Origin of the sequence: Streptomyces sp. WAC07094 (genome assembly GCF_036320405.1) — a bacterium.
Classification (GTDB): domain Bacteria; phylum Actinomycetota; class Actinomycetes; order Streptomycetales; family Streptomycetaceae; genus Streptomyces; species Streptomyces lannensis.
Genome location: NZ_JAVMJZ010000001.1, coordinates 5,312,927 through 5,337,196 on the forward strand (window position 1 = coordinate 5,312,927; position 24,270 = coordinate 5,337,196).

Annotated in this window: 20 protein-coding genes and 1 pseudogene; 11 read left to right on the plus strand and 10 right to left on the minus strand. The window is 69.6% G+C overall.

The window, feature by feature from the left end; genetic code table 11:
* The first annotated feature begins 9 nt into the window (after nucleotides 1-9).
* Nucleotides 10-654, plus strand: coding sequence for a GNAT family protein (locus RCR19_RS23495; RefSeq protein ID WP_331266915.1), 645 nt, complete (start codon nucleotides 10-12; stop codon nucleotides 652-654).
* 68 nt (nucleotides 655-722) lie between these two features.
* On the opposite strand, the pseudogene RCR19_RS23500 reads toward RCR19_RS23495, so the two are convergent.
* From RCR19_RS23500 to RCR19_RS23515, 4 genes and pseudogenes are all read right to left on the minus strand, one after another.
* Nucleotides 723-1,420: pseudogene (locus tag RCR19_RS23500) on the minus strand (hypothetical protein).
* Nucleotides 1,421-1,488: 68 nt separating this feature from the next.
* Nucleotides 1,489-2,289, minus strand: coding sequence for a sugar phosphate isomerase/epimerase family protein (locus RCR19_RS23505; RefSeq protein WP_331266916.1), 801 nt, complete (start codon nucleotides 2,287-2,289; stop codon nucleotides 1,489-1,491).
* Between the two features lie 37 nt (nucleotides 2,290-2,326).
* The gene (locus RCR19_RS23510; RefSeq protein WP_331266917.1) at nucleotides 2,327-3,262 is read right to left on the minus strand and encodes a bifunctional helix-turn-helix transcriptional regulator/GNAT family N-acetyltransferase; all 936 of its coding nucleotides are present in this window, start codon (nucleotides 3,260-3,262) and stop codon (nucleotides 2,327-2,329) included.
* Nucleotides 3,263-3,373: 111 nt separating this feature from the next.
* A complete protein-coding gene (locus tag RCR19_RS23515) occupies nucleotides 3,374-4,429 on the minus strand; it encodes a LacI family DNA-binding transcriptional regulator (RefSeq protein WP_331269536.1) in 1,056 nt (351 codons plus the stop codon).
* A gap of 350 nt (nucleotides 4,430-4,779) precedes the next feature.
* Here RCR19_RS23515 and RCR19_RS23520 point away from each other — a divergent pair, with 350 nt between their 5' ends.
* Genes RCR19_RS23520 through RCR19_RS23530 form a run of 3 tightly spaced genes read left to right on the plus strand, consistent with a single transcriptional unit; the run spans nucleotide 4,780 to nucleotide 7,912 of the window.
* On the plus strand, nucleotides 4,780-5,931 hold the full coding sequence (locus tag RCR19_RS23520; RefSeq protein ID WP_331266918.1) for a Gfo/Idh/MocA family oxidoreductase: 1,152 nt from the start codon (nucleotides 4,780-4,782) through the stop codon (nucleotides 5,929-5,931).
* Nucleotides 5,928-7,079, plus strand: coding sequence for a dihydrodipicolinate synthase family protein (locus RCR19_RS23525; RefSeq protein WP_331266919.1), 1,152 nt, complete (start codon nucleotides 5,928-5,930; stop codon nucleotides 7,077-7,079). Before RCR19_RS23520 ends, RCR19_RS23525 begins: the two co-directional genes overlap by 4 nt.
* Nucleotides 7,076-7,912, plus strand: coding sequence for a sugar phosphate isomerase/epimerase family protein (locus tag RCR19_RS23530; protein WP_331266920.1), 837 nt, complete (start codon nucleotides 7,076-7,078; stop codon nucleotides 7,910-7,912). The genes RCR19_RS23525 and RCR19_RS23530 overlap by 4 nt, the downstream gene beginning before the upstream one ends.
* Nucleotides 7,913-8,102: 190 nt before the next feature.
* On the opposite strand, the gene rbsD is transcribed toward RCR19_RS23530, so the two are convergent.
* The 5 genes from rbsD to RCR19_RS23555 all read right to left on the minus strand — a co-directional run bounded on the left by rbsD (nucleotide 8,103) and on the right by RCR19_RS23555 (nucleotide 14,051).
* Nucleotides 8,103-8,492, minus strand: a complete 390-nt coding sequence (rbsD, locus tag RCR19_RS23535) for a D-ribose pyranase (RefSeq protein ID WP_331266921.1) — start codon at nucleotides 8,490-8,492, stop codon at nucleotides 8,103-8,105.
* Nucleotides 8,489-9,388 carry a ribokinase gene (locus RCR19_RS23540; protein WP_331266922.1) on the minus strand — a complete coding sequence of 300 codons (900 nt, stop codon included), beginning with the start codon at nucleotides 9,386-9,388 and terminating at the stop codon, nucleotides 8,489-8,491. Before RCR19_RS23540 ends, rbsD begins: the two co-directional genes overlap by 4 nt.
* Before the next feature lie 112 nt (nucleotides 9,389-9,500).
* On the minus strand, nucleotides 9,501-11,447 hold the full coding sequence (locus RCR19_RS23545; RefSeq protein WP_115975382.1) for a substrate-binding domain-containing protein: 1,947 nt from the start codon (nucleotides 11,445-11,447) through the stop codon (nucleotides 9,501-9,503).
* The gene (locus RCR19_RS23550; protein WP_331266923.1) at nucleotides 11,437-12,966 is read right to left on the minus strand and encodes a sugar ABC transporter ATP-binding protein; all 1,530 of its coding nucleotides are present in this window, start codon (nucleotides 12,964-12,966) and stop codon (nucleotides 11,437-11,439) included. The genes RCR19_RS23545 and RCR19_RS23550 overlap by 11 nt, the downstream gene beginning before the upstream one ends.
* A complete protein-coding gene (locus tag RCR19_RS23555; protein WP_331266924.1) occupies nucleotides 12,963-14,051 on the minus strand; it encodes a LacI family DNA-binding transcriptional regulator in 1,089 nt (362 codons plus the stop codon). The genes RCR19_RS23550 and RCR19_RS23555 overlap by 4 nt, the downstream gene beginning before the upstream one ends.
* A gap of 365 nt (nucleotides 14,052-14,416) precedes the next feature.
* Between RCR19_RS23555 and RCR19_RS23560 the strand changes: the two genes are divergently transcribed.
* The 5 genes from RCR19_RS23560 to RCR19_RS23580 all read left to right on the plus strand — a co-directional run bounded on the left by RCR19_RS23560 (nucleotide 14,417) and on the right by RCR19_RS23580 (nucleotide 19,427).
* A complete protein-coding gene (locus tag RCR19_RS23560; protein WP_331266925.1) occupies nucleotides 14,417-14,743 on the plus strand; it encodes a hypothetical protein in 327 nt (108 codons plus the stop codon).
* Nucleotides 14,744-14,835: 92 nt separating this feature from the next.
* Nucleotides 14,836-15,150, plus strand: a complete 315-nt coding sequence (locus RCR19_RS23565; protein WP_331266926.1) for a pore-forming ESAT-6 family protein — start codon at nucleotides 14,836-14,838, stop codon at nucleotides 15,148-15,150.
* 125 nt (nucleotides 15,151-15,275) lie between these two features.
* Entirely contained in the window at nucleotides 15,276-15,662 is a 387-nt protein-coding gene (locus RCR19_RS23570; protein WP_331266927.1) for a DUF6507 family protein, read from the plus strand.
* Nucleotides 15,659-18,553: a hypothetical protein gene (locus RCR19_RS23575; RefSeq protein WP_331266928.1), complete on the plus strand. Its 2,895-nt coding sequence runs from the start codon at nucleotides 15,659-15,661 to the stop codon at nucleotides 18,551-18,553. Before RCR19_RS23570 ends, RCR19_RS23575 begins: the two co-directional genes overlap by 4 nt.
* A 13-nt stretch (nucleotides 18,554-18,566) precedes the next feature.
* Entirely contained in the window at nucleotides 18,567-19,427 is an 861-nt protein-coding gene (locus tag RCR19_RS23580) for an immunity 49 family protein (RefSeq protein ID WP_059131321.1), read from the plus strand.
* Between the two features lie 50 nt (nucleotides 19,428-19,477).
* On the opposite strand, the gene RCR19_RS23585 is transcribed toward RCR19_RS23580, so the two are convergent.
* Entirely contained in the window at nucleotides 19,478-19,930 is a 453-nt protein-coding gene (locus tag RCR19_RS23585; protein WP_331266929.1) for a hydrolase, read from the minus strand.
* 77 nt (nucleotides 19,931-20,007) lie between these two features.
* On the opposite strand from RCR19_RS23585, the gene RCR19_RS23590 reads away from it, so the two are divergent.
* Nucleotides 20,008-22,284: an ATP-dependent RecD-like DNA helicase gene (locus RCR19_RS23590; protein ID WP_331266930.1), complete on the plus strand. Its 2,277-nt coding sequence runs from the start codon at nucleotides 20,008-20,010 to the stop codon at nucleotides 22,282-22,284.
* A 241-nt stretch (nucleotides 22,285-22,525) separates the two neighbouring features.
* The gene (locus tag RCR19_RS23595; RefSeq protein ID WP_331266931.1) at nucleotides 22,526-23,815 is read left to right on the plus strand and encodes a citrate synthase; all 1,290 of its coding nucleotides are present in this window, start codon (nucleotides 22,526-22,528) and stop codon (nucleotides 23,813-23,815) included.
* Nucleotides 23,816-24,270: the final 455 nt, after the last annotated feature.

Genomic DNA, 24,270 nt, shown 5'->3' on the forward strand with positions numbered 1-24,270 from the left:
ACTCCGGCCGTGACGTTCATCTTGACGGGGCCGGTCCTGGAGGGCTCGCTCGTACGGCTGGAACCACTCGGGCAGCGGCATGCGGCCGACCTGGCGGTGGCGGCGGAGGAGGGCCGGGGGTCGTACGCCTACACGTGGGTCCCGAGGGCCGAGGAGGTGGGCGACTACATCGCCGCGCAACTCGATCGTGCGGCGACCGGCAGGCTCGCGCCGTACGCCCAGATCTCCCTCGCCACCGGACGGGCGGTCGGCGCCACGTCGTACTGGGAACCGCGCTGCTGGCTGTCGGACGGCCGACTGGACGCCGTCGAGGTCGGTTTCACCTGGCTGGCCCGGTCCGCCCAGGGCACGGGTGTCAATGCCGAGGCCAAACTGCTGCTGTTCCGCCATGCGTTCGAGGAGTGGGACGTCTCCCGCGTCGATCTGAAGACCGACGCCCGAAACAGTCGCTCCCGCGCGGCCATCGAGAGCGTCGGCGCCCGCTTCGAGGGCGTTCTGCGCAACTGGTCCCGCTCATGGGCGCCGGGAGAGGAGGGCCTGCTCCGCGACTCGGCGATCTACTCGATCACGGCGCAGGAGTGGCCCGAGCGCCGCTCACTCCTGCGGGCACGAGTGCACAAGGCGGCTCGGGCGGCGGCGGGGACGGCCGGGTAGGTCTCGGCGCCCGCGGTTGCCCGCGGCGGCCGTCCCGAGGGTGGTGTCCGGAGCGGGGCGCGGAGGGCTCACGACACATCCGGTGCGGCCGCGTCCCGCAGTTCGGGGGTGGTCTCGTGCGGGGCCCCGGGTTCGGCGTACTCCCGCAGTTCAGGTGTGCTCGCGCCCAGGAACACGACCGCCGGCAGGCACAGCAGGCCGCCGCTGACGAGTGCGACGGTGCCGGAGGTCCAGCCGGCGACCGGGCCACCGCGCAGGTTGCCGAGGTCGGGACCGCCCTGGCCGACGGTCTGCTCGGCCGCGGTGACCCGGCCCAGCAGGGCGTCCGGGGCGCGGATCTGCACGATCGTGCTGCGCGAGATCACCGCGGTGGTGTCGGCCGCTCCGGGCAGGACGAGCAGCCCGAGTCCGGCCCAGGGGCTGGTCGTCGGACCGAAGAGGACCAGCGCTCCGCCCCAGGTGCCGGAGGGCATCACCAGGCCCGGGCGCCCCAGACGGGTGATCGAGCCGGACAGCGCCGAGGCGGTGACGCCACCGCCGTAGAAGGCGAGGGCGAAACTCAGGGCGTCGAGCAGGTAGCAGACCCCGGCGCCCGTCCAGCCGAGCACCAGACCGCCGAGCGCGGGGCCGGGCAGCACCATCGCCTGGGCGGAGATCTGGTTGAGGGCCTCCAGACCGTGCTGTGCGTCATGTCCCGGACCTGGTACATGACGGCGACCATGGCCATGAAACTGCCGAGCACGGACACGGTCCGCCCGAACAGCAACCGCCGGAAGGCTCACTCGCGGAGGCTGGTCGCCGCCCGCCTTGCCCGGCCGGCGAATATCGCGTGGCTCACGCCGACTCGCCGAGCAGCCGGGCCAGATGCCGGCGCCCCGGTCCGAGCAGTTCCGGCAGCGGCGCCGCGGCCTCGTACCACCGCTTCTCGTACTCCCAGCACAGCCAGCCGTCCCAGTCGTGGCGGGAGAGGACCTCCACGCACTCGGTGAGCGGGAGCACACCGGAACCGAGCGGCAGCGGGGTCCTGTCCTCGGCGGACGCGATGTCCTTGACCTGGACGTAGCCGAGGTAGGGGGACAGAGCAGGGAACGTCTCCTGCGGCTGCTCGCCGCCCAGCCAGGTGTGCATCACGTCCCACAGCGCGCCCGCGTGGCGGTGGCCGACCGCACCGAGGACCCGCATGACGTCCGCGCCGGTGGGGTGCGAGTCGTGGGTCTCCAGCAGGATGCGCACGCCGACGTCGGCCGCGTACTCGGCGGCGGTGCCCAGCCGTCGCGCGGCGATGGCGTCGGCCTCCGAGGGGGACTGCTCGCCACCACCGCCGGGGAAGACGCGGACACTTGGGGCGCCCAGGTCGCGGGCCAGGTCCAGGAGCGCGCGGATCTCGCCGAGTACGGGTCCGTCGTCACCGGGCGCGGCGACCCGCGCATATCCCGCGAGTCCCATGATCTCGATTCCGGACGCCGTGAACTCCGCGGCCACCGCGGCCCGCTCGGCCGGGCCGATGCCGGGGTGCACGGGCTCCTCGGGATGCGCCCGCAACTCCACGCCGTGATAGCCGTGTCCGGCTGCCAGCCGGACCACGTCCGCCACGGGCAGGCCGGGGACACCGAGGGTGGAGAACGCAGCCTTCATGCCCGGCGACCCTACTCGCCGGCGGTGCCCTTCGTCCTCAGTGGGGCGGGCCGAGCAGGTCGAGCCGCCAGTCCTGGCCGACGAGATCCTTGCCGAAGGAGCGGTGGGGCTTCTCGCCGACGAGGACGAAGCCGTGACGCCGGTAGATGCGGCGGGCGGCGGCGAGGACGTCGTTGGTCCACAGGACCAGCTCGCGGTAGCCGACACCGCGCGCGAAGCCGACGCACGCCTCGACCAGGCGGTCGCCGACACCGAGGCCGCGTGCGTCGGGCTCGACGAGCAGCAGCCGCAGCCGGGCGGTGGCCGGGGCCTCGTCCCGTACGCACATGACGCATCCCACCGGCCGTCCCGCCGCGTTCTCGGCGATCCACACCCGTTCCAGGTGCGGGTCGTGGTCCTCGGCGAAGTCGGCGACGATCCGTGCCACCAGCCCTTCGTAGTCGGCGTTCCAGCCGTACTCGGCGGCGTACACGGCGGCGTTGCGCTGCACGATCCAGCCCAGGTCGCCCGGGGCGGGGTCGCGCAGCACCACGTCCTCGGCGCGCGGTGCGCGGTCGCCCCCGAGGACCGTACGGATCGTGCGCATCGCCTCCGCGAGGCGCGGCCGGTCGTCGGGGGAGACGCCGTCGAGCAGCACGGAGACGGACTCACGGGCCCGCTCCTCGAGCAGGGCCGCGGTGTCCCGGCCGCGCGGGGTGAGGCCGACGCGGCGGCGTCGGGGGTCGGTCTCGGAGGGCGCCCGCTCGATCAGCCCGTCCTGCTCGAACTTGTTCAGGATGCGGCTCAGATATCCCGCGTCCAGGGAGAGTTCGGCGCGCAGGTCGGCCGCGTCGGTACGGCGGGCGTGGGCCAGTTCGTACAGCACCCGGGTCTCCGTGAGCGTGTACGGGGCGTACAGGTGGCGGCCGTAGTCGAGCGCGCCGATGACGTTCGTGTAGAAGCGGTTGAACGAGCGGATGTCCTGGACGGTCATGGTCGGCCCCGGCAGTCCGATGGTTGACTCAGTCAGAGATATGAGGGAAGCGTACGTCGGCTTCCGGCCGCCGTCCATGGGGCCGCGGCCGCTGCGGGGCCGGTCCCTCGCTCAGCCTGGCCGCCCGGAGGACCGCGGGGCCGCCGTCGACCCCCGGACCATCAACTCCCCGCCCACCGTGGTGATCCCGCCCGGCGGCGGCTCCTCCCGGCCCATGGCGACCCGGCCCGCGCGGGCACCGGCCTCCGCGAGCGGCAGGCGCACCGTCGTCAGGGCCGGTACCGCGTCGATCGCGAACGGGAGGTCGTCGAAGCCGGCCACCGACACGTCCTCGGGGATGCGCAGACCCGAGTCCCGCAGTGCCGCGCAGGCACCGAGCGCCACCGTGTCGTTCGCCGCCACGACCGCCGTCAACGACGGTTCGCGGCACAGCAGTTCGAGGGTGGCCTCGTACCCGGCCCGGCGGTCGTAGAGACCGTGCACCGTCAGCCGGGGGTCGTCCTCGACGCCGGCGGCGGCCAGGGCCGCGCGGTGTCCCTCCAGCCGGTGCCGGGTCGTCGTGCGCTCCTGCGGGCCCGCGATGTACCCGAGCCGCCGGTGCCCGAGCGCGATCAGATGCTCGGTGAGCCGCAGGGCGCCGCCGCGGTTGTCGAAGGTCAGGGCGATCGCCTCGGGGGCCGGCGGGCGCCCGCACAGGACGATACGGGTCCCCGCCGCCGAGAGCTTGCGCAGTTTCGAGCCCACGGCCTCGACGTGCGCACTGTCCTCCACCGCGCCGCCGGTGAGCACCACGGCCGCCGCCCGCTGCCGCTGCAGCAGGGTCAGATAGGTCAGCTCCCGCTCGGGCGAGCCGCCGGTGTTGCAGACCACGGCGAGCCGTTCGCCGCCCGCGCGTCCCCCGGGACCACCGATCTCCGACTGGATGGCGCTCGCCATGATCCCGAAGAACGGATCGGCGATGTCGTTCACCAGGATGCCGACCAGGTCGGACGTGGCCGCCGCGAGGGCGCTGGCCGGACCGTTGAGGACGTAGTCCAGTTCGTCCACCGCGCGCAGTACCCGCTCCTTGGTCGACGCCGCCACCGGGTAGTTGCCGTTCAGTACACGCGACACGGTGGCGGGCGACACCTGTGCGCGCGCCGCCACGTCCGCCAGGGTCACCGTCATCGTCGTCCTCCGGTCGCGTGTCTTGTGATGCTCGTGGCTGTCGTGCTTCTCGCCGTTGTCGTCGTGGTTCGGGGAGCGGGAGCCTCCGGGCGGGCCGCGCGCATCCACAGAGATCCATCTACAGCTCTCCGGACATCCGTGTACAGGTCCGCGGTTCCTCTTTGTTCGACGGATCGACCAACGGCACCGTGACGTATGCGACATGTCGCACTGTGTGGCGCCGTGCGGGCCCATACCGTGCCGCGGTCCGCGGTCTTGTCCGACCCGCCGCACGACCGCTAGCGTCATGCGCCCAGAAAGCGCTTGCTGCCCCGCGCGTCGGGGGCGCCGGACGTGTACGGAGGTCATACGTGACACGCAGGACGGTGCGCATCGCCATGAACGGTGTGACGGGGCGCATGGGACATCGGCAGCACCTCGTCCGCTCCATCCTCGCCATCCGCGAACAGGGCGGTCTCGAGCTGGACGACGGCACGCTGCTGTGGCCCGAGCCCGTGCTGGTCGGCCGCCGAGAGCACGCGCTGAAGGCGCTCGCCGGGCGCTACGGACTCGACCACTGGTCGACCGACGTGGACGCGGTCCTCGCCGAACCCGACGTCGAGATCTACTTCGACGCCCAGGTCACCTCGGCGCGAGAGGAGTCGATCAGAAGGGCGATCGCGGCGGGCAAGCACATCTACACGGAGAAGCCCACCGCGACGGGCCTGGAGGGCGCGCTGGAGCTGGCCCGCCTGGCCCGCGCCAGGGGCGTGCGGCACGGGGTCGTCCAGGACAAGATCTTTTTGCCCGGACTGCTGAAGCTGAAGCGCCTGGTCGACGGCGGCTTCTTCGGCCGGATCCTGTCCGTCCGAGGCGAGTTCGGCTACTGGGTCTTCGAGGGTGACTGGCAGTCCGCCCAGCGGCCCTCCTGGAACTACCGGGCCGAGGACGGCGGCGGGATCGCCGTCGACATGTTCCCGCACTGGGACTATGTCCTGCACGAGCTGTTCGGCCGGGTCCGCTCCGTCCAGGCCCTGGTCACCACCCATGTCCCCCGGCGCTGGGACGAGAACGGCAAGCCGTACGACGCCACGGCCGACGACGCGGCCTACGCTGTCTTCGAACTGGAAGGCGGAGTGATCGCCCAGATCAACTCCTCCTGGGCCGTGCGCGTCCACCGCGACGAACTCGTCGAGTTCCAGGTCGACGGCACCGAGGGTTCGGCCGTCGCCGGGCTGCGCGGGTGCCGGGTGCAGCACAGGTCCGCCACCCCCAAGCCGGTCTGGAACCCGGACGTCCCCGCCGCGGACGCCTTCCGCGACCAGTGGCAGGAGGTGCCGGACAACGCCGAGTTCGGCAACGGCTTCAAGGCCCAGTGGGAGCTGTTCCTCCGGCATGTGTACGCCGACGCGCCCTACCGCTGGGACCTGCTGGCCGGCGCCCGCGGCGTCCAGCTCGCCGAACTGGGCCTGAGGTCCTCGGCCGAGGGCCGCCGGATCGAGGTACCGGAGATCGTGCTGTGACCATCCGGCTCCCGGGCACGGACGGCAGGTTCAGGACGTACGAGCCGCGCCGCTCGCCCCTCGTCGTCCCCACCGGCACCCCTTTCACCTCCCGTACGGTCTACGCCGCCGCGCACGTCGTGGCCGACCCGTACGCGGACGTGTCCCCGGACGCGCCCGCCGCCGTCGACTGGGACACCACCCTGGCCTTCCGCCGTCATCTGTGGTCGCACGGACTCGGTGTCGCCGAGGCCATGGACACGGCCCAGCGCGGGACGGGACTGGACTGGGCGGGCGCGGCGGAACTGATCCGCCGGTCCGCGGCCGAGGCGAAGGCCGTCGGCGGCCGCATCGCCTGTGGCGCCGGCACCGACCAGTTGGCGGCCGGCACCCTGGCGGAGATCCGTACGGCCTACGAGGAACAACTCGCCGTCGTCGAGGGTGCGGGCGCACAGGCGATCCTCATGGCGTCCCGTGCGCTGGCCGCAACCGCGGGGGGCCCAGAGGACTATCTCGACCTCTACGGCCACCTGCTGCACCAGGTCGCCGACCCGGTGATCCTGCACTGGCTCGGCCCGATGTTCGATCCGGCCCTCGAGGGCTACTGGGGTTCGGCCGACCTCGACACGGCCACAGAGGTGTTCCTGGAGGTCGTCGCCGCACACCCGGACAAGGTGGACGGCGTGAAGATCTCGCTGCTCGACGCCCGGCGTGAGATCGATCTGCGGCGCCGCCTCCCACGGGGTGTGCGCTGCTACACGGGAGACGACTTCCACTATCCCGAGCTGATCGCGGGTGACGGGAAGGGCTTCAGCCACGCGCTGCTCGGCGTCTTCGACCCGCTGGGTCCGGTGGCGGCCGAGGCGGTGCGGACACTGGACACGGGTGATACGGCCGGCTTCCACGAACTCCTCGACCCGACGCTGGAGTTGTCCCGCCACCTGTTCCAGCCGCCCACCCGTTTCTACAAGACGGGCGTGGTCCTCCTCGCCTGGCTCGCCGGCCACCAGGACCACTTCACCATGGTGGGCGGCCTTCAGTCGGCACGCTCGCTGCCGCACTTGGTGAAGGCGTACGAACTCGCCGACGGTCTCGGCCTGTTCCCGGATCCCGAGCGTGCGGAGACAAGGATGAGGACACTGCTGGCCCTGTACGGAGTGGACGGATGAGCGGCACGGCACCGGAGCGCTTCTCCGTCAACCAGATGACGGTGAAGCAGCTGAGCATCCCCGAACTGGTCTCGGCCTGCGCGGAGTCGGGGGTGCGCAATGCGGGTCTGTGGCGGGACCCGGTGCGGTCGTACGGGGTGGAGGCCGCGGCGAGACTGTGCCGCGACTTCGGGCTGACGGTGACGACGCTGTGCCGCGGCGGCTTCCTCACTGCGATCGACCCGGCCGAACGGGTCCGTGCCCTGTCCGACAACCGCCGGGCGGTCGACGAGGCGGCGACCCTGGGCACGGACACTCTGGTCCTGGTGTCGGGCGGACTCCCGGCCGGCTCCCGGGACCTGCGCGGGGCACGGGAACGAGTCGCGGACGCACTGGCCGAGCTGGCGCCGTACGCCGCCGAGCGGAGTGTGCGGCTGGCCCTCGAGCCCCTCCACCCGATGTACGCCGCAGACCGCTGTGTGGTCTCCACCCTGGCGCAGGCACTGGACCTCGCCGAGCGTTTCCCGGCAGGGCAGGTGGGGGTCACGATCGACACGTACCACATCTGGTGGGACGACACGGCTCCCGGGCAGATCGCGCGTGCGGGCGCCGGCGGCCGCATCCACGCCTTCCAGCTGGCCGACTGGACCACCCCGCTGCCGGCCGGAGTCCTCAACGGCCGGGGCCGGCTCGGCGACGGGGCCATCGACATGCGGGAGTGGAAGGGATACGTGGAGGCGGCGGGCTACACCGGCCCGATCGAGGTCGAACTCTTCAACGACGCGCTGTGGGCCAGGGACGGGCGGGAGGTGCTGGCCGAAACGGTGGCGCGCTTCGTGGAGCACGTGGTCTAGGACCCGGAGGAAAATCCGGCGGGGACCGTGCAACCCTTCCCCGACCCCGGCTGTCGTACTGTGCGTCGGAACTTCTGGAGGGGGATCTGGGGGGATCACGGGGGGTTCCGGCAGGAGGGGAGAACGCGAGGGGGTCCGGTTCGAGAACCGGACCCCCTCGAATCGTTCCCGGGCCGAGGCCCCGGGCCGGCTAGAAGAACACTCCGCAGCGCAGCAGCACGTTCGCGTACGGCCGGGCCTCGCCCGTGCGGACGACCAGGCGTGCGTCCGCCGTCAGTTCCTTCAGCTTCTCGTGGGATATCAGCGTGAGCTCCGGGAAGCGGGCGTCCAGCAGGGACGAGGCCCCGGGGTTCGCGCCCCGCACCTCGTGCGCCGCCGTCGCGCCCTCCACCACCAGCTCGTCCAGCAGACCGTCGAGGACCTCGGCGAAGGACGGCACCCCTGCGCGGAACGCCAGGTCGACCACCCGCGGCCCCGCCGGGATGGGCATGCCCGCATCGCACACGAGGAGCGTGTCCCCGTGCCCCAGCTCGGCCAGGGCGCCCGCGAGATGACGGTTCAGAATTCCGGCCTTCTTCACAGGGACTCGACCTCCTCGGCGGTCGGGAAGGACTCCTGCGCGCCGGGCCGGGTCACCGCGGCCGCGCCGACCCGCGCCGCGTACGCCGCCGCGTCCGGCAGCGACGAGCCCGCGCCCAGACGCCACGCCAGCGCCGCCGTGAAGGCGTCGCCCGCGCCCGTCGTGTCCACCGCGTCCACCTTCACGGACTTGATCCTGGTCATGGCCTCGCCGGTCGCGACCAGTGCGCCTTCCGCGCCCAGCGTCACCACGACCGAGCGCGGGCCGAGAGCCAGCAGCGCGGCCGCCCAGTCCTCGGGCGAGCCGTCCAGCTCGCCGCCCGCGATGACCCGGGCCTCGTGCTCGTTGACGATCAGCGGGTCGCACGCCGCGAGCACCTCGGCGGGCAGCGGCCGGGGCGGCGACGGGTTCAGTACGAAACGGGTGCCGGACAGCAGGCTCCGTACCACCTCCACGACCGTCTCCAGCGGGATCTCCAACTGCGCGGAGACCACCCGGGAGGCCTGCAGCAGACCGCTCGCGGCCCGCACGTCCTCCGGGGCGAGCCGGGCGTTGGCGCCCGGTGAGACCACGATGCTGTTGTCCCCCGACGGATCCACCGTGATCAGCGCGACACCGGTGGGCGCCCCGCCCACCAGAACCCCCGCAGGGTCGACACCGGCCGCGCGCTGGGACTGGAGCAGCAGCCGGCCGTGCCCGTCGTCGCCGACCCGGGCCAGCAGCGCCGTACGGGCGCCGAGCCGGGCGGCCGCGACCGCCTGGTTCGCGCCCTTGCCGCCCGGGTGGACGACCAGGTCGGAGCCGAGCACGGTCTCCCCGGCCGCGGGCCGCCGCTCGACCCGGATCACCAGGTCGGCGTTGGCCGATCCGACGACCAGGAGGTCGTAGTCGTACATGAACTGTCTCCCAACGGATCCCCGTGGATCCCTGCATCGGTGAGGCCGGCGCCCGGCCACGGACCGCACCCGAGGCGCGGCCCGCGGCCGAGGCGCCGGACGGGCGCGGGGGTCAGCCGCTGAACCCGGCCACGTTCTGCTTCGTGACCACCTTCACCGGAACCTTCACCGTCTCGGCGACCTTCTTGCCCTCGGCGGCCCGCAGCGCGTTGTCGACCGCGATCCGGCCGAGCTGCGTCGGCTGCTGTGCCACCGAGGCGTACAGCGTGCCTGCCTTGACCGCGTTCAGGCCGTCGGGCTCGCCGTCGAAGCCGACGACCTGGACCGACGTTCCGGCCTTGGAGCCGAGTGCCTTGATCGCGCCGAGCGCCATCTCGTCGTTCTCGGCGAAGACGCCCTGGACGTCCGGGTGCGCCTGGAGCAGGTTCGACATCACGTCGAGGCCCTTGGTCCGGTCGAAGTCGGCCGGCTGCTTGGCCAGGACCTGGATGCCCGGGTAGGCCTTGAGGCCCTCGGCGAAGCCGGCCCCGCGCTCACGGCTCGCGGACGTGCCCGCCTGGCCCTGCAGGATGATGATCCTGCCCTTGCCGCCCAGCTTCTCGGCGAGCGCCTGAGCGGCGAGCTTGCCGCCCTCGATGTTGTCGGAGGCGACCAGCGCCGCCGTCTTCGCCTTGTTGACGGCCCGGTCGACGCCCACGACGGGGATGTCGGCCTTGTTCGCGCCCCGCACCGCGGGGCCCGCGGCGTCCGAGTCCACCGGGTTGACGATGATCGAACTCAGGCCCGAGCTGGTGAAGTTCTGCAGCTGGTTGGCCTGCTGCGAGGCATCGTTCTGGGCGTCCGTGACGGTCAGGTCGACGCCCAGCTTCTTCGCCTCCGCCTGCGCGCCCGACTTGATCTGCACGAAGAAGGGGTTGTTGAGGGTGGAGAGCGACAGACCGATCTTCTGCGTCGTGGAGGAGGAACCACCGTGCAGGAAGGAGACTCCGCCCACCACGGCCGCCGCGACCACGGCGGCCAGCACGTATGTCGCCGCCTGCTTGCCCTTGCCGCCCGGAGAGGTGCCCGCGGCGACCGGCGTGGCCCCCGCCTTGCGCCGCACCGTGTCCAGCAGGACCGCCAGGGCGATCACGACACCGATCACGACCTGCTGCCAGAAGGCCGACACCGAGAGGAGGTTGAGGCCGTTGCGCAGCACCGCGAGGATCAGCGCGCCGATCAGCGTGCCGGAGGCCTTGCCGGTGCCGCCCGCGAGGGAGGCGCCGCCGATGACGACCGCGGCGATCGCGTCGAGCTCGTAGCCGTTGGCGGCCTGGGGCTGCGCCGACGACAGCCGCGAGGCGAGCACGATGCCCGCCGCCGCGGCGAACAGACCGGACAGCGCGTAGATCGCGAGCTTCTGCTTCTTCACCCGCAGACCGGACAGGCGCGCGGCCTCCTCGTTGCCGCCGATGGCGTACATCGAGCGGCCGATGTAGGTGCGGCCCAGCACGAACGCGGTGATCAGGCCCACGACGACCATGACCAGCACCGGCACGGGCAGCCAGCCGCCGAGCGTGTCACCCAGGTGCGAGATCGAGCTGGGGAACGCGATCGGGGAACCCTGTGAGATCACCAGCGACAGACCGCGGCCCACCGACAGCATGGCGAGCGTCGCGATGAACGGCGGCAGCTTGCCGTACGAGATCAGGATGCCGTTGACGAGACCGCACGCGAGGCCCGTCGCGATGGCGAGGAGCACGGCTATGACGACCGGGATCCCCGCGGAGGTGGCACTCCAGGCGAGCACCGTGGCCGACAGGGCGGCGACCGAGCCGACCGACAGGTCGATGCCCGCCGAGACGATCACGAAGGTGACACCGAAGGCGAGGATGGCGGTCACCGCCGCCTGCACGCCGATGTTCAGCAGGTTGTCCGTCGTGAGGAAGTCGCCGGACAGCGCCGACATGGCGATGACCAGGACGATCAGCGCGGTGAGCGCGCCGTTGTCGAGGAGCAGGCGGCGCACGCCCGTGGCGCCACCGGCGCCCGCTGTGCCCTTGAGCGTGTCAGTGGCCACGGGTGGCCTCCCTTTCATTGACAGACGTGGTGGGTGTGGAGACGGCGAGCGCCATGACGGAGTCCTGCGTCGCCTCGTCGGCGGTCAGCTCGCCCGCGATCCGGCCCTGGGCCATCACCAGCACCCGGTCGCTCATGCCGAGCACCTCGGGCAGATCGCTGGAGATCATCAGGACGGCGGCGCCGGCGGCCGTGAGTTCGTTGATCAGCTGGTAGATCTCGACCTTGGCGCCGACGTCGATACCGCGCGTCGGCTCGTCGAGGATGAGCACCTTGGTGTTCGCCAGCAGCCACTTGCCGATGACGACCTTCTGCTGGTTGCCGCCGGACAGGGTGCGCACGTGCTGCCCGAGTCCGGCCATCCGCACACCGAGCTGCTCGGCGACCTTCGCGGCGGCGGCCCGCTGGCCCCTGCGGTCGACCAGACCGCCGTGGGTCGCGGTCCGCATGGTCACGAGCCCCAGGTTCTCCTCGACGGACGCGTCGAGGAGAAGCCCCTGGCCCTTGCGGTCCTCGGGCACGAGCCCGATACCGGCATCCATCGCGGCGTTCACGTCGTGCCGCCGGACCTCGGTACCCGCGACCTTCACCGCGCCCTTGTCATAGGGGTCGGCACCGAACACGGCCCGGACGACCTCCGTACGGCCGGCCCCGACGAGCCCGGCGATGCCGACGACCTCACCGGCCCGCACCTCGAAGGACACGTCGTGGAACACCCCGTTGCGGGTGAGGCCCTCGACGGTGAGCAACGCACCGCCCGATGCGGGCCGTTCGCGCGGGTACTGCTGCTCGATCGACCGCCCCACCATGAGGCGTACGAGTTCGTCCTCGGGTGTGGAGGCGGGCACCTGCCCGACGCTCCTGCCGTCGCGGATCACGGTCACCCGGTCCCCGAGGGCGGCGATCTCCTCGAGATGGTGGGTGATGAAGACGATCCCGACGCCGTCCTCGCGCAGTGTGCGGACGATGGAGAACAGCTTCTCGACCTCTTCGGAGGTGAGCACGGCCGTCGGCTCGTCCATGATGAGCACCCGCGCGTCCAGGCTCAGCGCCTTGGCGATCTCGATCATCTGAAGACGTGCGATGCCGAGTTCACGGATCCGGGCGCGAGGGGACACCTGCACACCGACGCGTTCCAGGAGCCGGGCGGCGTCGGCCTCCATCCGCTTCCTGTCGATCATCCCGAGCCGGCGCGGCTGCCGGCCGAGGAAGATGTTCTCGGCGACGGTCAGGTCGGGAACGAGGTTGAACTCCTGGTAGATGGTGGCGATCCCGAGGCGCTCGGAGTCCTGCGCACTGTTGATGCGCACCTCCTCGCCGCCGGCCAGGATCCGCCCGCCATCGGGGCGGTAGGCGCCGGAGAGCATCTTGATGAGGGTGCTCTTGCCCGCGCCGTTCTCACCGAGCAGCACATGCACCTCGCCCCTGCGCAGGTCGAAGTCGACGCCGTCGAGGGCGACCACGCCGGGGAAGGTCTTGCGTATGCCTTCGATGCGCAGCAACTCGTCCGGGTTGCTCACGACTGGCTCCTGTTCGTTGCGGGGGACGGCTCCGTGGAAGCCGTGGCCTCCTGGAGAACCGGGGGCTTCCGCAGGGCCCGGGGCTCAGCGGAAGCGGGCTCGCCGCACGAGCGGCGCGCGACGAGGCGGGCGGGAAGGGTGACGGACTCGGGGGGCCGCCCCTCGATCCGGTCGACCAGCGCACGCACGGCGGCGCGTCCCAGCTCGCCCGTGGGCTGGGCTATGGCGGTGATCGGCGGATCGGTGTGCACGAACCACGGGATGTCGTCGAACGCGGCGAGCGCGATGTCGTCCGGTACCCGCAGGCCGCGCACACGGACGGCGTCCAGCGCGCCGAGCGCCATGAGGTTGTCGGCGGCGAAGACGGCCTCGGGCGGCTCGGCCAGATCCAGGAACCGCTCCATGGCCCGGCGCCCGCTCTCGGCCTGGAAGTCGCCCTGTCCTATGTGGCTGTCCGGGAGGGGCAGCCCGTAGGCGGCCAGGGCCTGCCGGAAGGCCTCGACACGCTCACGTCCCGTCGTGGTCGCCGCCGGGCCCGCGATGATCGCGAGCCGGCGGTGTCCGAGCCCGTGCAGATGCGCGACGAGGTCGTGCACGGCGGTGCGCCCGTCGGAGCGCACCACGGGTACGTCGACGCCCGCGATCCACCGGTCGACGAAGACCATCGGCGTCCCGGACCGCGCCGCGTCCAGCATGAGCGGCGACCCTCCGTCGGTCGGCGAGACGAGCAGTCCGTCGATCCGGCGGTCCAGCAGGGTCCGCACATGGTGGTCCTGGAGGTCGGGCCGTTCGTCGGCGTTGCCGATGATCACGCTGTAGCCGAGTGCGCGGGCCTCCTCCTCCACGGAGCGGGCCAGGTGGGTGAAGTAGGGGTTCAGTACATCGCTGATGACCAGGCCGAGGGTGCGGGTCTGGTCGGTGCGCAGGGACCGGGCGACGGCGTTGGGGCGATAGCCCAGCGCCTCCACGGCGGCCAGCACGCGGGTACGCGCGTCGGCGCTGACCGACGGGTGGTCGTTCAGGACGCGCGACACAGTGGCGACGGAAACGCCCGCCTCTGCGGCGACGTCCTTGATGCTCGCCATCGCCGGACCACCTCCTTGTGGGTCCTTTGGGTCCGTTTGTGAGTCGTGGAATCGTTTACACGACTGACACGAAGGATTGGAATCGATTACACGAAGGGGAATCAAGGGTTGAGGGCTACCGAGACCCGATTGTGACCCGTGTGATCCAGGTCTCATGTCGCCGTCGTCCGGCGGGCCTTGCCCGGGCGGCGCCGCCGCCTTTCGGGCAGGCGGGACGCGTCGGTGCGGGTGTGCGCACGGCGGCTCGAGGTCTGCTCCCTGTAGCAGGGCTGTGACGTCAGGTGGTTGCGAGTGCGACGGCTGGACGTGAACATGGAGAGTGCAGAATCGTTCAGTGAGGTCAACTCGCCACAGGGGGAGGCAAGATGAAGTTCGATATGGGGGCGCAGACCCTGTCGACGCTGATGAAGGATTCGCGTGGGTCGAGTGATGATCTGGGGACGTTGATCCGTCAGTTGGTGCAGGCGGCGCAGCCGTTGGAGGGGAAGTTCAACGGTGCGGGTCGGGTGGCGTTCGATCAGTTCAAGTTGCGGGCGGATGGGATCGCCAGGGAGTTGAACGGGTCGTTGGCGGCGATCCTGGGTGGTCAGTCGGGGATGGATTCGGCGTTCTCCTCGGGTGATCAGGAGCAGGGTGACAACGCTCGGGGTCAGATGTCGGCGGCGAACTTCGACGGTGCGCGTTTCCGTTGAGCCGTGGGGCTTGGGTGGTGTGTGTCTCGTTTCGTTGAACTGTGCTGTGGTGCGGGGTTGTTGGGCTGGGTCTTTACGGGGAGTGGTGTGTGATGGCGGGTTCGGGTGCGGATCGTCGGTCGTATGACACGGGTGCGTCGGCGGATGTGCAGGGCAATATCCAGGCGGTGATCGGCCGGTTGGAGGAGGTTATTGCGCAGCGTGATCGTCAGGTGAAGGCTGCGATGGCGGATTTCTCGGCTGATGGTGTGGCGGATGAGTACCACGGCAAGGAGTTGCGGTGGAATCGTGCGTCGCAGGAGGTCAAGAACATTATCGGGTTGTTGAAGTCGACGTTGGAGCAGAACGATTCGACGGCGCAGTCGACGATCGCGAAGGCGAAGTCGGCGGTGGACAACATCGGCTGACGTGGGTGGTGTTGGTCGGGGCCGGCGGGCGTGGACGACGGTCGGCCCCGTCGGCGGTCCTGGGCGGCTTTCGGGTCGTCACGTGACGGTGGCTGTTGCTGGGCTGGACGCGGAGGACGACGGGGATGACCGGCTGGGATCTGAAGCCGCAGGGTATTCAGGGTGTGTTGAAGTCGACGGGTGAGACGGCGTCGCATCTTGAGGGTCAGGCGAAGGCGTATGGGGAGCATCTGACGTCGGCGGCGTCGAGTGCGGGGACTGTGTCTGCTGAGGGTGGCGGGGGTGGTGGGGGGAAGCCGCAGGGGGGTTTGGTGGCTTTGGCGTTGTCGCAGTATGCGGAGCATGCGACGAAGGATTTGCAGTACATCGCGTTGCGGGCGGGGAAGTCGTTGCAGGGTGCGGTGGATGCGACGACGGCGTATTTGCGGGGGGATGAGGAGATGGCGGCGCGGGCGCAGCGGGGGGCGTTGGCGGAGCCGCGGGTGGATGTGCCGGGGGTGGGTGGGGCGTGATCGATCCTGGGCAGATTCCGCAGTTCACGGGTGATCTGGCGCAGTTGGAGAAGGATTACGGGGATCTGAGGTCGGATGCGTCGCATATCCGTTCCACGGGTCGGGATGTGCATACGCAGTTCCAGGGCTTGTCGGCGTATTACACGGCGCCGGAGGCGGAGCGGTTGTTCGCGACGACGAAGCCGGTGGCGGATCGGGCGGACGGGTTCGCGGGTGATCTGGAGACGGTGTCGTCGGCGTTGTCGTCGTATGCGGTGGAGATCCGTCCGCTGGTGGCGAGGCTGAAGCAGTTGAAGGCGGATGCGACGGCGTTCGTGGATTCCGTCGAGGGTGATGGGGATTGGGAGTACGACGGGGACAAGGTCGATCGTCACAATCGGATTCGTGATGATGTGACGGCGGCGGTGGCGGCGTTCTGGGCGGCGGAGCGGACGTGTCATAACAAGATCACTGCGTTGTTCGGTGGGACGCAGATGGTGGCGGGGGATGGTTCGGAGCGTAAGGACCAGTACGGGTTCAGTGCCGAGGACATGAAGGGCGCGAAGCTTCCCTGGGGTGATCCGGTGGAGGAGCGGCATCACTGGTATGAGGTCGGCCATTGGGTGAAGTCGTTTGTGTGGGACGGGCTGATCGTGGATGGCGTGTGGGGGACGATCAAGGGCCTGGGTACGTTGGTGGGTTTTGGTGGTTGGGAGGCGATGGGTCAGGCGTGGAAGGGTCTGGCGCAGTTGGCGACGGGTTTGGTGATTTCGTCGGTGCCGGGTGCGGGGGCGTTGTTCTGGGCGTTGCCGGATGACAAGTTGCCGTCGTGGTTGCGTGATTCGCGTACGGCGATGAAGGAGACGGGTAAGGCGTTGGTGGCGTGGGACGAGTGGGGGAAGAATCCTGCTCGTGCTGCGGGTGCGGTGACGTTCAATGTGTTGACGACGGTGTTCACGGGTGGTGCGGGTGGTGCGGCGTCGGGTGCGGGCAAGGCGGGTGCGGTAGCGAAGGCGTTGTCGTTGGCGGGTAAGGCGGGCAAGGTCATCGATCCGATGACGTATGTCGCCAAGGGTGCGGGTGCGGGTCTGTCGAAGATCGGGGACATCAGCAAGGCGCTGAAGGGCGTCGGCAACATCGAGATCCCCAAACTCCCCGACAACGCGATCACGCTGCCCGAGGGTGCGTTGAAGCTGCCGGACGGCACCGTGCATCTGCCCGAGGGTTCGGTGATCCCGGAGGGTGCGGTCAAGCTGCCGGACGGCAACTTCCAGCTGCCGCACGACGGGCCGGTGCTGCCGGAGGGCAGCATGAAGCTGCCGACCGAGCACGGCGCGCCGGCGCAGTACATGGACCCGCACGGCAACATCCTCGACGAGCACGGCGATGTGCTGCAGAAGGCCGAGGACGGTCCGGGCGACATCGTGGACCAGCCCGACCTCGGCGATCCGCACGCCGGTTCCGACGTCCCGCACACACCGTCCCCGGTGAAGGAACCGGCGCTGGTCGGCGCGGGCACCCATGCCGCGGAACAGGCCGGGCAGCACATCCGCCTGGGCGACAGCGCGGGTCATGACCTCGGCGACGTGGGCCGCACCGGCGACGACGCCGCCGTCCACGCCGGCAACGACATGCCCACCGTCCACGCCGGCGGCGAGAACATCCCGACCGTGCACACAGGGGACCATCTTCCCGGCGGGCATGCCGGAGACCACCTCCCCGGCGGACACGCACCCGACAACATGCCGGCCAACAGTCTCGACACCCACGCCCCCGGACACGCCCCGGACAACGCGCTACCCACCAGGGCGGACGACCACCTGCCGGGCGGCCACGGCCACGAACCCGGCACCGGACACGACCTGCCGGGCGGCGGCACCGACACCATGCCGGGTCATGGCCATGGCGTGCCGTCCGGCCGGGGGCCCTTGGACGATCTCGGTCACACGGCCGACGACATGGGTGGTGCCGGGGAGCACACACCCGGCGGGCACAATCCGGGTGACGAGGCTCCTGTCGCCCATGACGGTCCCGAGGACCCCGCGCACATGTCTCCCGAGCGCAAGCTCGAGATCATGCAGGAGCAGGTGGCGCGGGCAAACCACGACCCGGACTACTTCAAAGAGTTCTACAAATCCAACGGCAATCGTAAGAGCGTCGAGATTCCCGACCACACGGGCCTCGTCCCTCCTCAACTCGTCAAGGACATGAACACCGGCGAGTGGATTTCGGCCAAGGAAGCCCCGGAGCCTCTGAAGCCCGATTACCTCGAGGATTCCGTGGTGCGCGGTCGGGAGCACATCACCCCCGAGGGGCTCAAGACCCTTGACGATGCGGCGGCTCATCGGCACCAGGCGGTCAACTACGACCAGGCGGCCGGTCGTCACAAGGCGGAAGCCGTACAGGCACATCACGACGCGCCCAATTCGGAAACAGAGCTCACGCGGACGGAGCGGACCTACGAGTACAAGGCGGCGCACCGTGACATGCGGGACAGCGCCGAAGCCTACGGCGAATCCATAGCCGAACACCACGTCATACCCGAGCACTATCCACATGCCACCCGGGAACCGCTGGACGGTCCCCTGAACGGCAATGACCAGTTCGACCAGGTCTGGCGACGTGATGACGGCGGCTACGTGGTCGTCGAGGCCAAGAGCAGCGTGGACACGGAGCTGGGGGCGCGCAATCTGCCCAATGGTGAGCGGGTGTCCCAGGGGACGAGGAAGTACTTCGACGATATTCTCCGCGAAATGCGGGGACGAGGCCGACAGAACCCGAAGGAAATGGATCTGGCGGATGAACTCGAACGCGCCCTGAAGGACAACAAGTTGGACTATATCGTCGTCAAGGGCAATCGTAACGTCGGCGAGTATGCCGGGTACACTATGTCGAAGTTCGACATCGGGTGATCGGGAGAGTGCAGTGAGTGTACGAGTGGCACGGCATGGAGCTCCGGGCCCCGATGACGAGGCCTACGCCAAGTCGCTCGGTGAAAGCACGGCGAAGTCGATCCAATGGCTGGAAGAATCGCCCCGCATGTTCAACTCGACGCTGGGCAAGGCGATCCTGCACATGGACGCGCGCTGTGCCGTCGATCCGCGGGCGGGGCAACTGGAGACATGGGAAGCCGTGGTCACCGCGATGCAGGTGGGTTCGGCGATGTTCGCTGCGGCGGTGACGACCGAGGAATCGGTGCAATGCCGTATCAACCGGGAGATGCGGACCATTCCCGCGACGGGTCCGCAGGATTACTCGGATGCGGGCAACTGGCTCACGGCTTTCTGGCTCGCGGTCGTCTGCCGTGAACAGAACCGCATGGCTCAGCTCTGCGAGGTCCCGATCGAGCTCTTGCGGGCATCCGGTGCCGAGGTGGACGAATACGTCTACCACTGGGTGGATGCCCTGCAGACTTACTGGCTCAGGCGTCCAGGACTGGTCGAGAAGCTGGTGGCCGCCATCGAGGGGTCCTATCCGGAAGCCGCGACGATCACCCCGCCCGACCTGCTGCAGAACATTCTCTACCAGCCGATCAACCTCTTCCACCGCTTCGTACGCAAGGACGAGCAGGGTTTCAACCAGGCCCTGGTGGAGGCCCTTGAGCTGCACAAACAGTACTGGACCGCGGACGAGGACCGTGCCCAACGGGTCGACGGACTGGTGGCCCTCGGCCTCCTGGCGGTCGTCTGTCTCGCGCATGACGGCGGGATCCCGATCGAGGTCGAGTCCGACTACCTTCCCAAGCACCTCGTCCAGCGCAGCTGGCTGGGTGAGTTCGAGACCTGATCTGCAGGGGAGCCAACGGGAAAGCCACTCGTCGGAGCCCCCCCGGATTGTCAGTAACTGTTGCAGGCACCCCTGTTCTCCCGGCCCGCCGTCACCCGCTTGATGCCGACCAGCACCCGGTACCGTTCCCGCGCCGCGAACTCCGCCGGCTCCCAGACCGCCGGCCGGCCCACCTCCGCGCACAGGTGCAGCACCCGTTCCTCTCCCGTCCGCACCCCGACGTGCGCGCCGTAGGCGTCGTCGGTGGAGTTGAAGAGCATCAGGTCGAGAGGCCGGGCCGCGGACACACGGACCGTGGCCCGTGTGTCCGTCCACAGGTCGCTCGAGCGCAGGGCGGGTGGGACCAGTCCGAAGTGGCGCAGCACCTCGTACGCGAACAGCTGGCAGTTCGCGCCGGCCGCCAGGCCCGGGCGCGCCGCCACTGCCGGCGACCCCGGGAAGCGCGAGCCCACGTAGGGAACACTCCAGAAGGCGGACGGCAGGCCGCGCAGCACCGGCTCCATGGCCCCAGCATGCAGGAGTCCGGGGCCGTGAGGACCGTGTCGTCGTCACTGTCGGTCCTCTTCGGTAGCGTCGGATCATGACCCAGGAGTCGAGTCGGGCGGGGCAGGCGGGTGCCGGGGAGCGGCACCTCGCCGTGCTGGAGGGTGTGCTCGAGCGGATCACGTACGCCAACGAGGAGAACGGATACACGGTCGCCCGCGTCGACACCGGCCGCGGCGCCGGTGATCTGCTCACCGTCGTCGGAGCGCTCCTCGGCGCCCAGGTGGGCGAGTCGCTGCGGATGGAGGGGCGCTGGGGCTCCCACCCGCAGTACGGCAAGCAGTTCACCGTCGAGAACTACACGACCGTCCTCCCGGCCACCGTCCAGGGCATTCGCCGCTATCTCGGCTCCGGCCTGGTCAAGGGCATCGGACCCGTCTTCGCCGACCGGATCACCCAGCACTTCGGGCTCGACACCCTCCAGATCATCGAGGAGGAGCCCAAGCGGCTCATCGAGGTGCCCGGGCTCGGCCCGAAGCGGACCAAGAAGATCGCCGACGCCTGGGAGGAGCAGAAGGCGATCAAGGAGGTCATGCTCTTCCTGCAGAGCGTCGAGGTCTCCACGTCCATCGCCGTACGCATCTACAAGAAGTACGGCGACGCCTCCATCTCCGTCGTCAAGAACCAGCCGTACCGCCTCGCCTCGGACGTCTGGGGCATCGGATTCCTCACCGCCGACCGGATCGCCCGGTCCGTCGGGATCCCGCACGACAGCCCGGAGCGAGTCAAGGCCGGTCTGCAGTACGCCCTGTCCCAGTCGACCGACCAGGGCCACTGCTATCTCCCGGAGGAGCGGCTGATCGCGGACGCGGTCAAGCTCCTCCAGGTCGACACCGGGCTGGTCATCGAGTGCCTGGCCGAGCTGGCTGCGCCCCCCGAGGACGACTCCGACCCCGGCGTCGTGAGGGAGAGGGTGCCCGGGCCGGACGGCGGGGACCCGGTCACGGCCGTCTACCTCGTCCCCTTCCACCGCGCCGAGCTGTCCCTCTCCGCCCAGCTGCTGCGCCTGCTGCGCACGGACGAGGACCGGATGCCCGTGTTCGGGGACGTGGCGTGGGACAAGGCGCTGGGCTGGCTCAAGGGGCGCACGGGAACGGAGTTGGCGCCCGAGCAGGAGGAGGCCGTGCGGCTCGCGCTGACCAAGAAGGTCGCCGTCCTGACCGGAGGGCCCGGCTGCGGCAAGTCCTTCACGGTGCGCTCCATCGTCGAGCTCGCCCGGGCCAAGCGGGCCAAGGTCGTCCTGGCCGCGCCCACCGGCCGCGCGGCCAAACGCCTGTCCGAGCTGACCGGGGCCGAGGCCTCCACCGTGCACCGGCTGCTGGAGCTGAAGCCGGGCGGCGACGCGGCCTACGACCGGGACCGCCCGCTCGACGCGGACCTGGTCGTCGTCGACGAGGCGTCCATGCTCGACCTGCTGCTCGCCAACAAACTGGTGAAGGCCGTGCCGCCCGGCGCCCACCTGCTCTTCGTCGGTGACGTCGACCAACTGCCCAGCGTCGGCGCCGGGGAGGTCCTCAGGGATCTGCTCACCGACGGAAGTCCCGTTCCCGCCGTCCGCCTCACCCGCGTCTTCCGCCAGGCCCAGCAGTCGGGCGTCGTCACCAACGCGCACCGCATCAACTCCGGGCAGCATCCGCTCACCGACGGCCTGAAGGACTTCTTCCTCTTCGTCGAGGACGACACCGAGGAGGCCGGTCGTCTCACCGTGGACGTGGCGGCGCGGCGGATCCCGGCCCGGTTCGGTCTCGACCCGCGCCGCGACGTGCAGGTGCTCGCGCCCATGCACCGAGGACCCGCAGGCGCCGGCACGCTGAACGGGCTGCTCCAGCAAGCGGTCACCCCCGCCCGTCCGGATCTGCCCGAGAAGCGGTTCGGCGGCCGGGTCTTCCGTGTCGGCGACAAGGTCACCCAGATTCGCAACAATTACGAGAAGGGGAAGAACGGTGTCTTCAACGGCACCGTGGGCGTGGTCACCTCGCTCGACCCGGTCGATCAGCGCCTCACGGTGCTGACGGACGAGGACGAGGAGGTGGCGTACGAGTTCGACGAGCTGGACGAGCTGGCGCATGCCTACGCGGTGACCATCCACCGCTCGCAGGGCAGCGAGTATCCGGCGGTGGTGATCCCCGTCACCACCGGGGCGTGGATGATGCTCCAGCGCAACCTCCTCTACACGGCCGTCACCAGGGCGAAGAAGCTGGTCGTGCTCGTCGGTTCCCGTAAGGCGATCGGGCAGGCGGTCCGCACGGTCTCGGCGGGCCGGCGCTGCACGGCCCTGGATTTCAGGCTGTCGCCGAGGCCCGTCGAGGGCTGAGCCCCGGCCCGGTTCGCATCCGCACCCTTCATTGAAAAAAATGATCGATCAAACGAGTCGCAAAGGTCACAGAGCACTTCCGGAACCGGTCGACGGGGGGCACGATGAGCAGGTTGACGGCACTCAGTGCCGCCGATGCGCCCAAAGGTCGACCCCGAGTGCACTCTCCTGCGCCAAATGGGGGATGGTAGAGACAGTCAGGGCACCTCGAAGATGAGGCACTACGTCGGTGAGGGAAGACGTGAGCGACAACTCTGTAGTACTGCGGTACGACGGCGACGAGTACACCTACCCGGTGGTCGACAGCACCGTCGGTGACATGGGCTTCGACATCGGGAAGCTCCGCGCCCAGACCGGTCTGGTCACCCTGGACAGCGGTTACGGCAACACCGCCGCATATAAATCCGCCATCACCTACCTCGACGGCGAGCAGGGCATCCTCCGGTATCGCGGCTACCCGATCGAGCAGCTGGCCGAGCGTTCCACCTTCCTGGAGGTCGCCTACCTGCTGATCAACGGTGAGCTGCCGACCGTCGACGAGCTCTCCGCCTTCAAGAACGAGGTCACGCAGCACACCCTGCTGCACGAGGACGTCAAGAACTTCTACACGGGCTTCCCCCGCGACGCGCACCCGATGGCGATGCTCTCCTCGGTGGTCTCCGCGCTGTCCACCTTCTACCAGGACAGCCACAACCCCTTCGACGAGAAGCAGCGGAACCTCTCCACCATCCGCCTGCTCGCCAAGCTTCCGACGATCGCCGCGTACGCCTACAAGAAGTCGATCGGTCACCCCTTCGTCTACCCGCGCAACGACCTCGGGTACGTCGAGAACTTCCTGCGTATGACGTTCTCCGTCCCGGCGCAGGACTACGACCTGGACCCGGTCGTCGTCTCCGCGCTGGACAAGCTGCTGATCCTGCACGCGGACCACGAGCAGAACTGCTCGACCTCGACCGTGCGCCTGGTGGGTTCGTCGCAGGCCAACATGTTCGCCTCGATCTCGGCCGGCATCAACGCGCTGTGGGGCCCGCTGCACGGTGGCGCCAACCAGTCCGTCCTGGAGATGCTCGAGGGCATCCGCGACTCCGGCAACGACGTCGACACCTTCATCCGCAAGGTGAAGAACAAGGAGGACGGCGTCCGCCTGATGGGCTTCGGCCACCGGGTCTACAAGAACTTCGACCCGCGCGCCAAGATCATCAAGGCCGCCGCGCACGATGTGCTCTCCGCGCTGGGCAAGTCGGACGAACTGCTCGACATCGCCCTGAAGCTCGAGGAGCACGCGCTGTCCGACAGCTACTTCGTCGAGCGCAAGCTCTACCCGAACGTGGACTTCTACACCGGTCTGATCTACCGCGCGATGGGCTTCCCGACCGAGATGTTCACGGTCCTGTTCGCCCTCGGTCGACTGCCGGGCTGGATCGCCCAGTGGCACGAGATGATCAAGGAGCCGGGTTCCCGCATCGGCCGCCCGCGCCAGATCTACACCGGCGTGGTCGAGCGCGACTTCGTTCCGGTCGAGGAGCGCTGAGCAGGATTACGTAGGCAGGGCGTACGTCGTCGTAGAGCGACGTACGCCAGGTGCGGTGACGGATCCTCGTCTCAAGCCGTATGAAAAGTCTTGTGAAAAGCGGAAGGCGCCCCACAGCCGGTCCCCCCACGGGCCGACGTGCAGGGCGCCTTCCCATGTCCCGGTGCGGATTCCCCCCACGGGATCCGGCCGGGCGTTTGCGGGACAGCGCCTGAATCGCTGTGAGCAAAACGAGCACAACTCGGCATAACACTGCGGTGCGCTCTGCCGGGACGCGTACGGGAGGGCCGCTCAAAGCTCCCCGGTGTACGTGTCCCGGCAACGCAGTTTCCTGGGAACGTCCCCCAAGACATCCCCGGATGTCAGTCACGCCCCCCAAGACGCTTCTGACACCGCCAACTTAGACTCACGAACCCTTCCGCTGGTTACGTTCACATCATTGTGATCTGTGTCTC

What these genes read in the sequence shown, in the direction of transcription:
- RCR19_RS23505 (WP_331266916.1), bottom strand. Translation starts at nt 2,289, where the DNA reads ATGAAGGCTGCGTTCTCCACCCTCGGTGTCCCCGGCCTGCCCGTGGCG.
- RCR19_RS23510 (WP_331266917.1), bottom strand. Translation starts at nt 3,262, where the DNA reads ATGACCGTCCAGGACATCCGCTCGTTCAACCGCTTCTACACGAACGTC.
- RCR19_RS23515 (WP_331269536.1), bottom strand. Translation starts at nt 4,429, where the DNA reads ATGACGGTGACCCTGGCGGACGTGGCGGCGCGCGCACAGGTGTCGCCC.
- RCR19_RS23530 (WP_331266920.1), top strand. Translation starts at nt 7,076, where the DNA reads ATGAGCGGCACGGCACCGGAGCGCTTCTCCGTCAACCAGATGACGGTG.
- RCR19_RS23540 (WP_331266922.1), bottom strand. Translation starts at nt 9,388, where the DNA reads ATGTACGACTACGACCTCCTGGTCGTCGGATCGGCCAACGCCGACCTG.
- RCR19_RS23555 (WP_331266924.1), bottom strand. Translation starts at nt 14,051, where the DNA reads ATGGCGAGCATCAAGGACGTCGCCGCAGAGGCGGGCGTTTCCGTCGCC.
- RCR19_RS23560 (WP_331266925.1), top strand. Translation starts at nt 14,417, where the DNA reads ATGAAGTTCGATATGGGGGCGCAGACCCTGTCGACGCTGATGAAGGAT.
- RCR19_RS23565 (WP_331266926.1), top strand. Translation starts at nt 14,836, where the DNA reads ATGGCGGGTTCGGGTGCGGATCGTCGGTCGTATGACACGGGTGCGTCG.
- RCR19_RS23570 (WP_331266927.1), top strand. Translation starts at nt 15,276, where the DNA reads ATGACCGGCTGGGATCTGAAGCCGCAGGGTATTCAGGGTGTGTTGAAG.
- RCR19_RS23585 (WP_331266929.1), bottom strand. Translation starts at nt 19,930, where the DNA reads ATGGAGCCGGTGCTGCGCGGCCTGCCGTCCGCCTTCTGGAGTGTTCCC.
- RCR19_RS23590 (WP_331266930.1), top strand. Translation starts at nt 20,008, where the DNA reads ATGACCCAGGAGTCGAGTCGGGCGGGGCAGGCGGGTGCCGGGGAGCGG.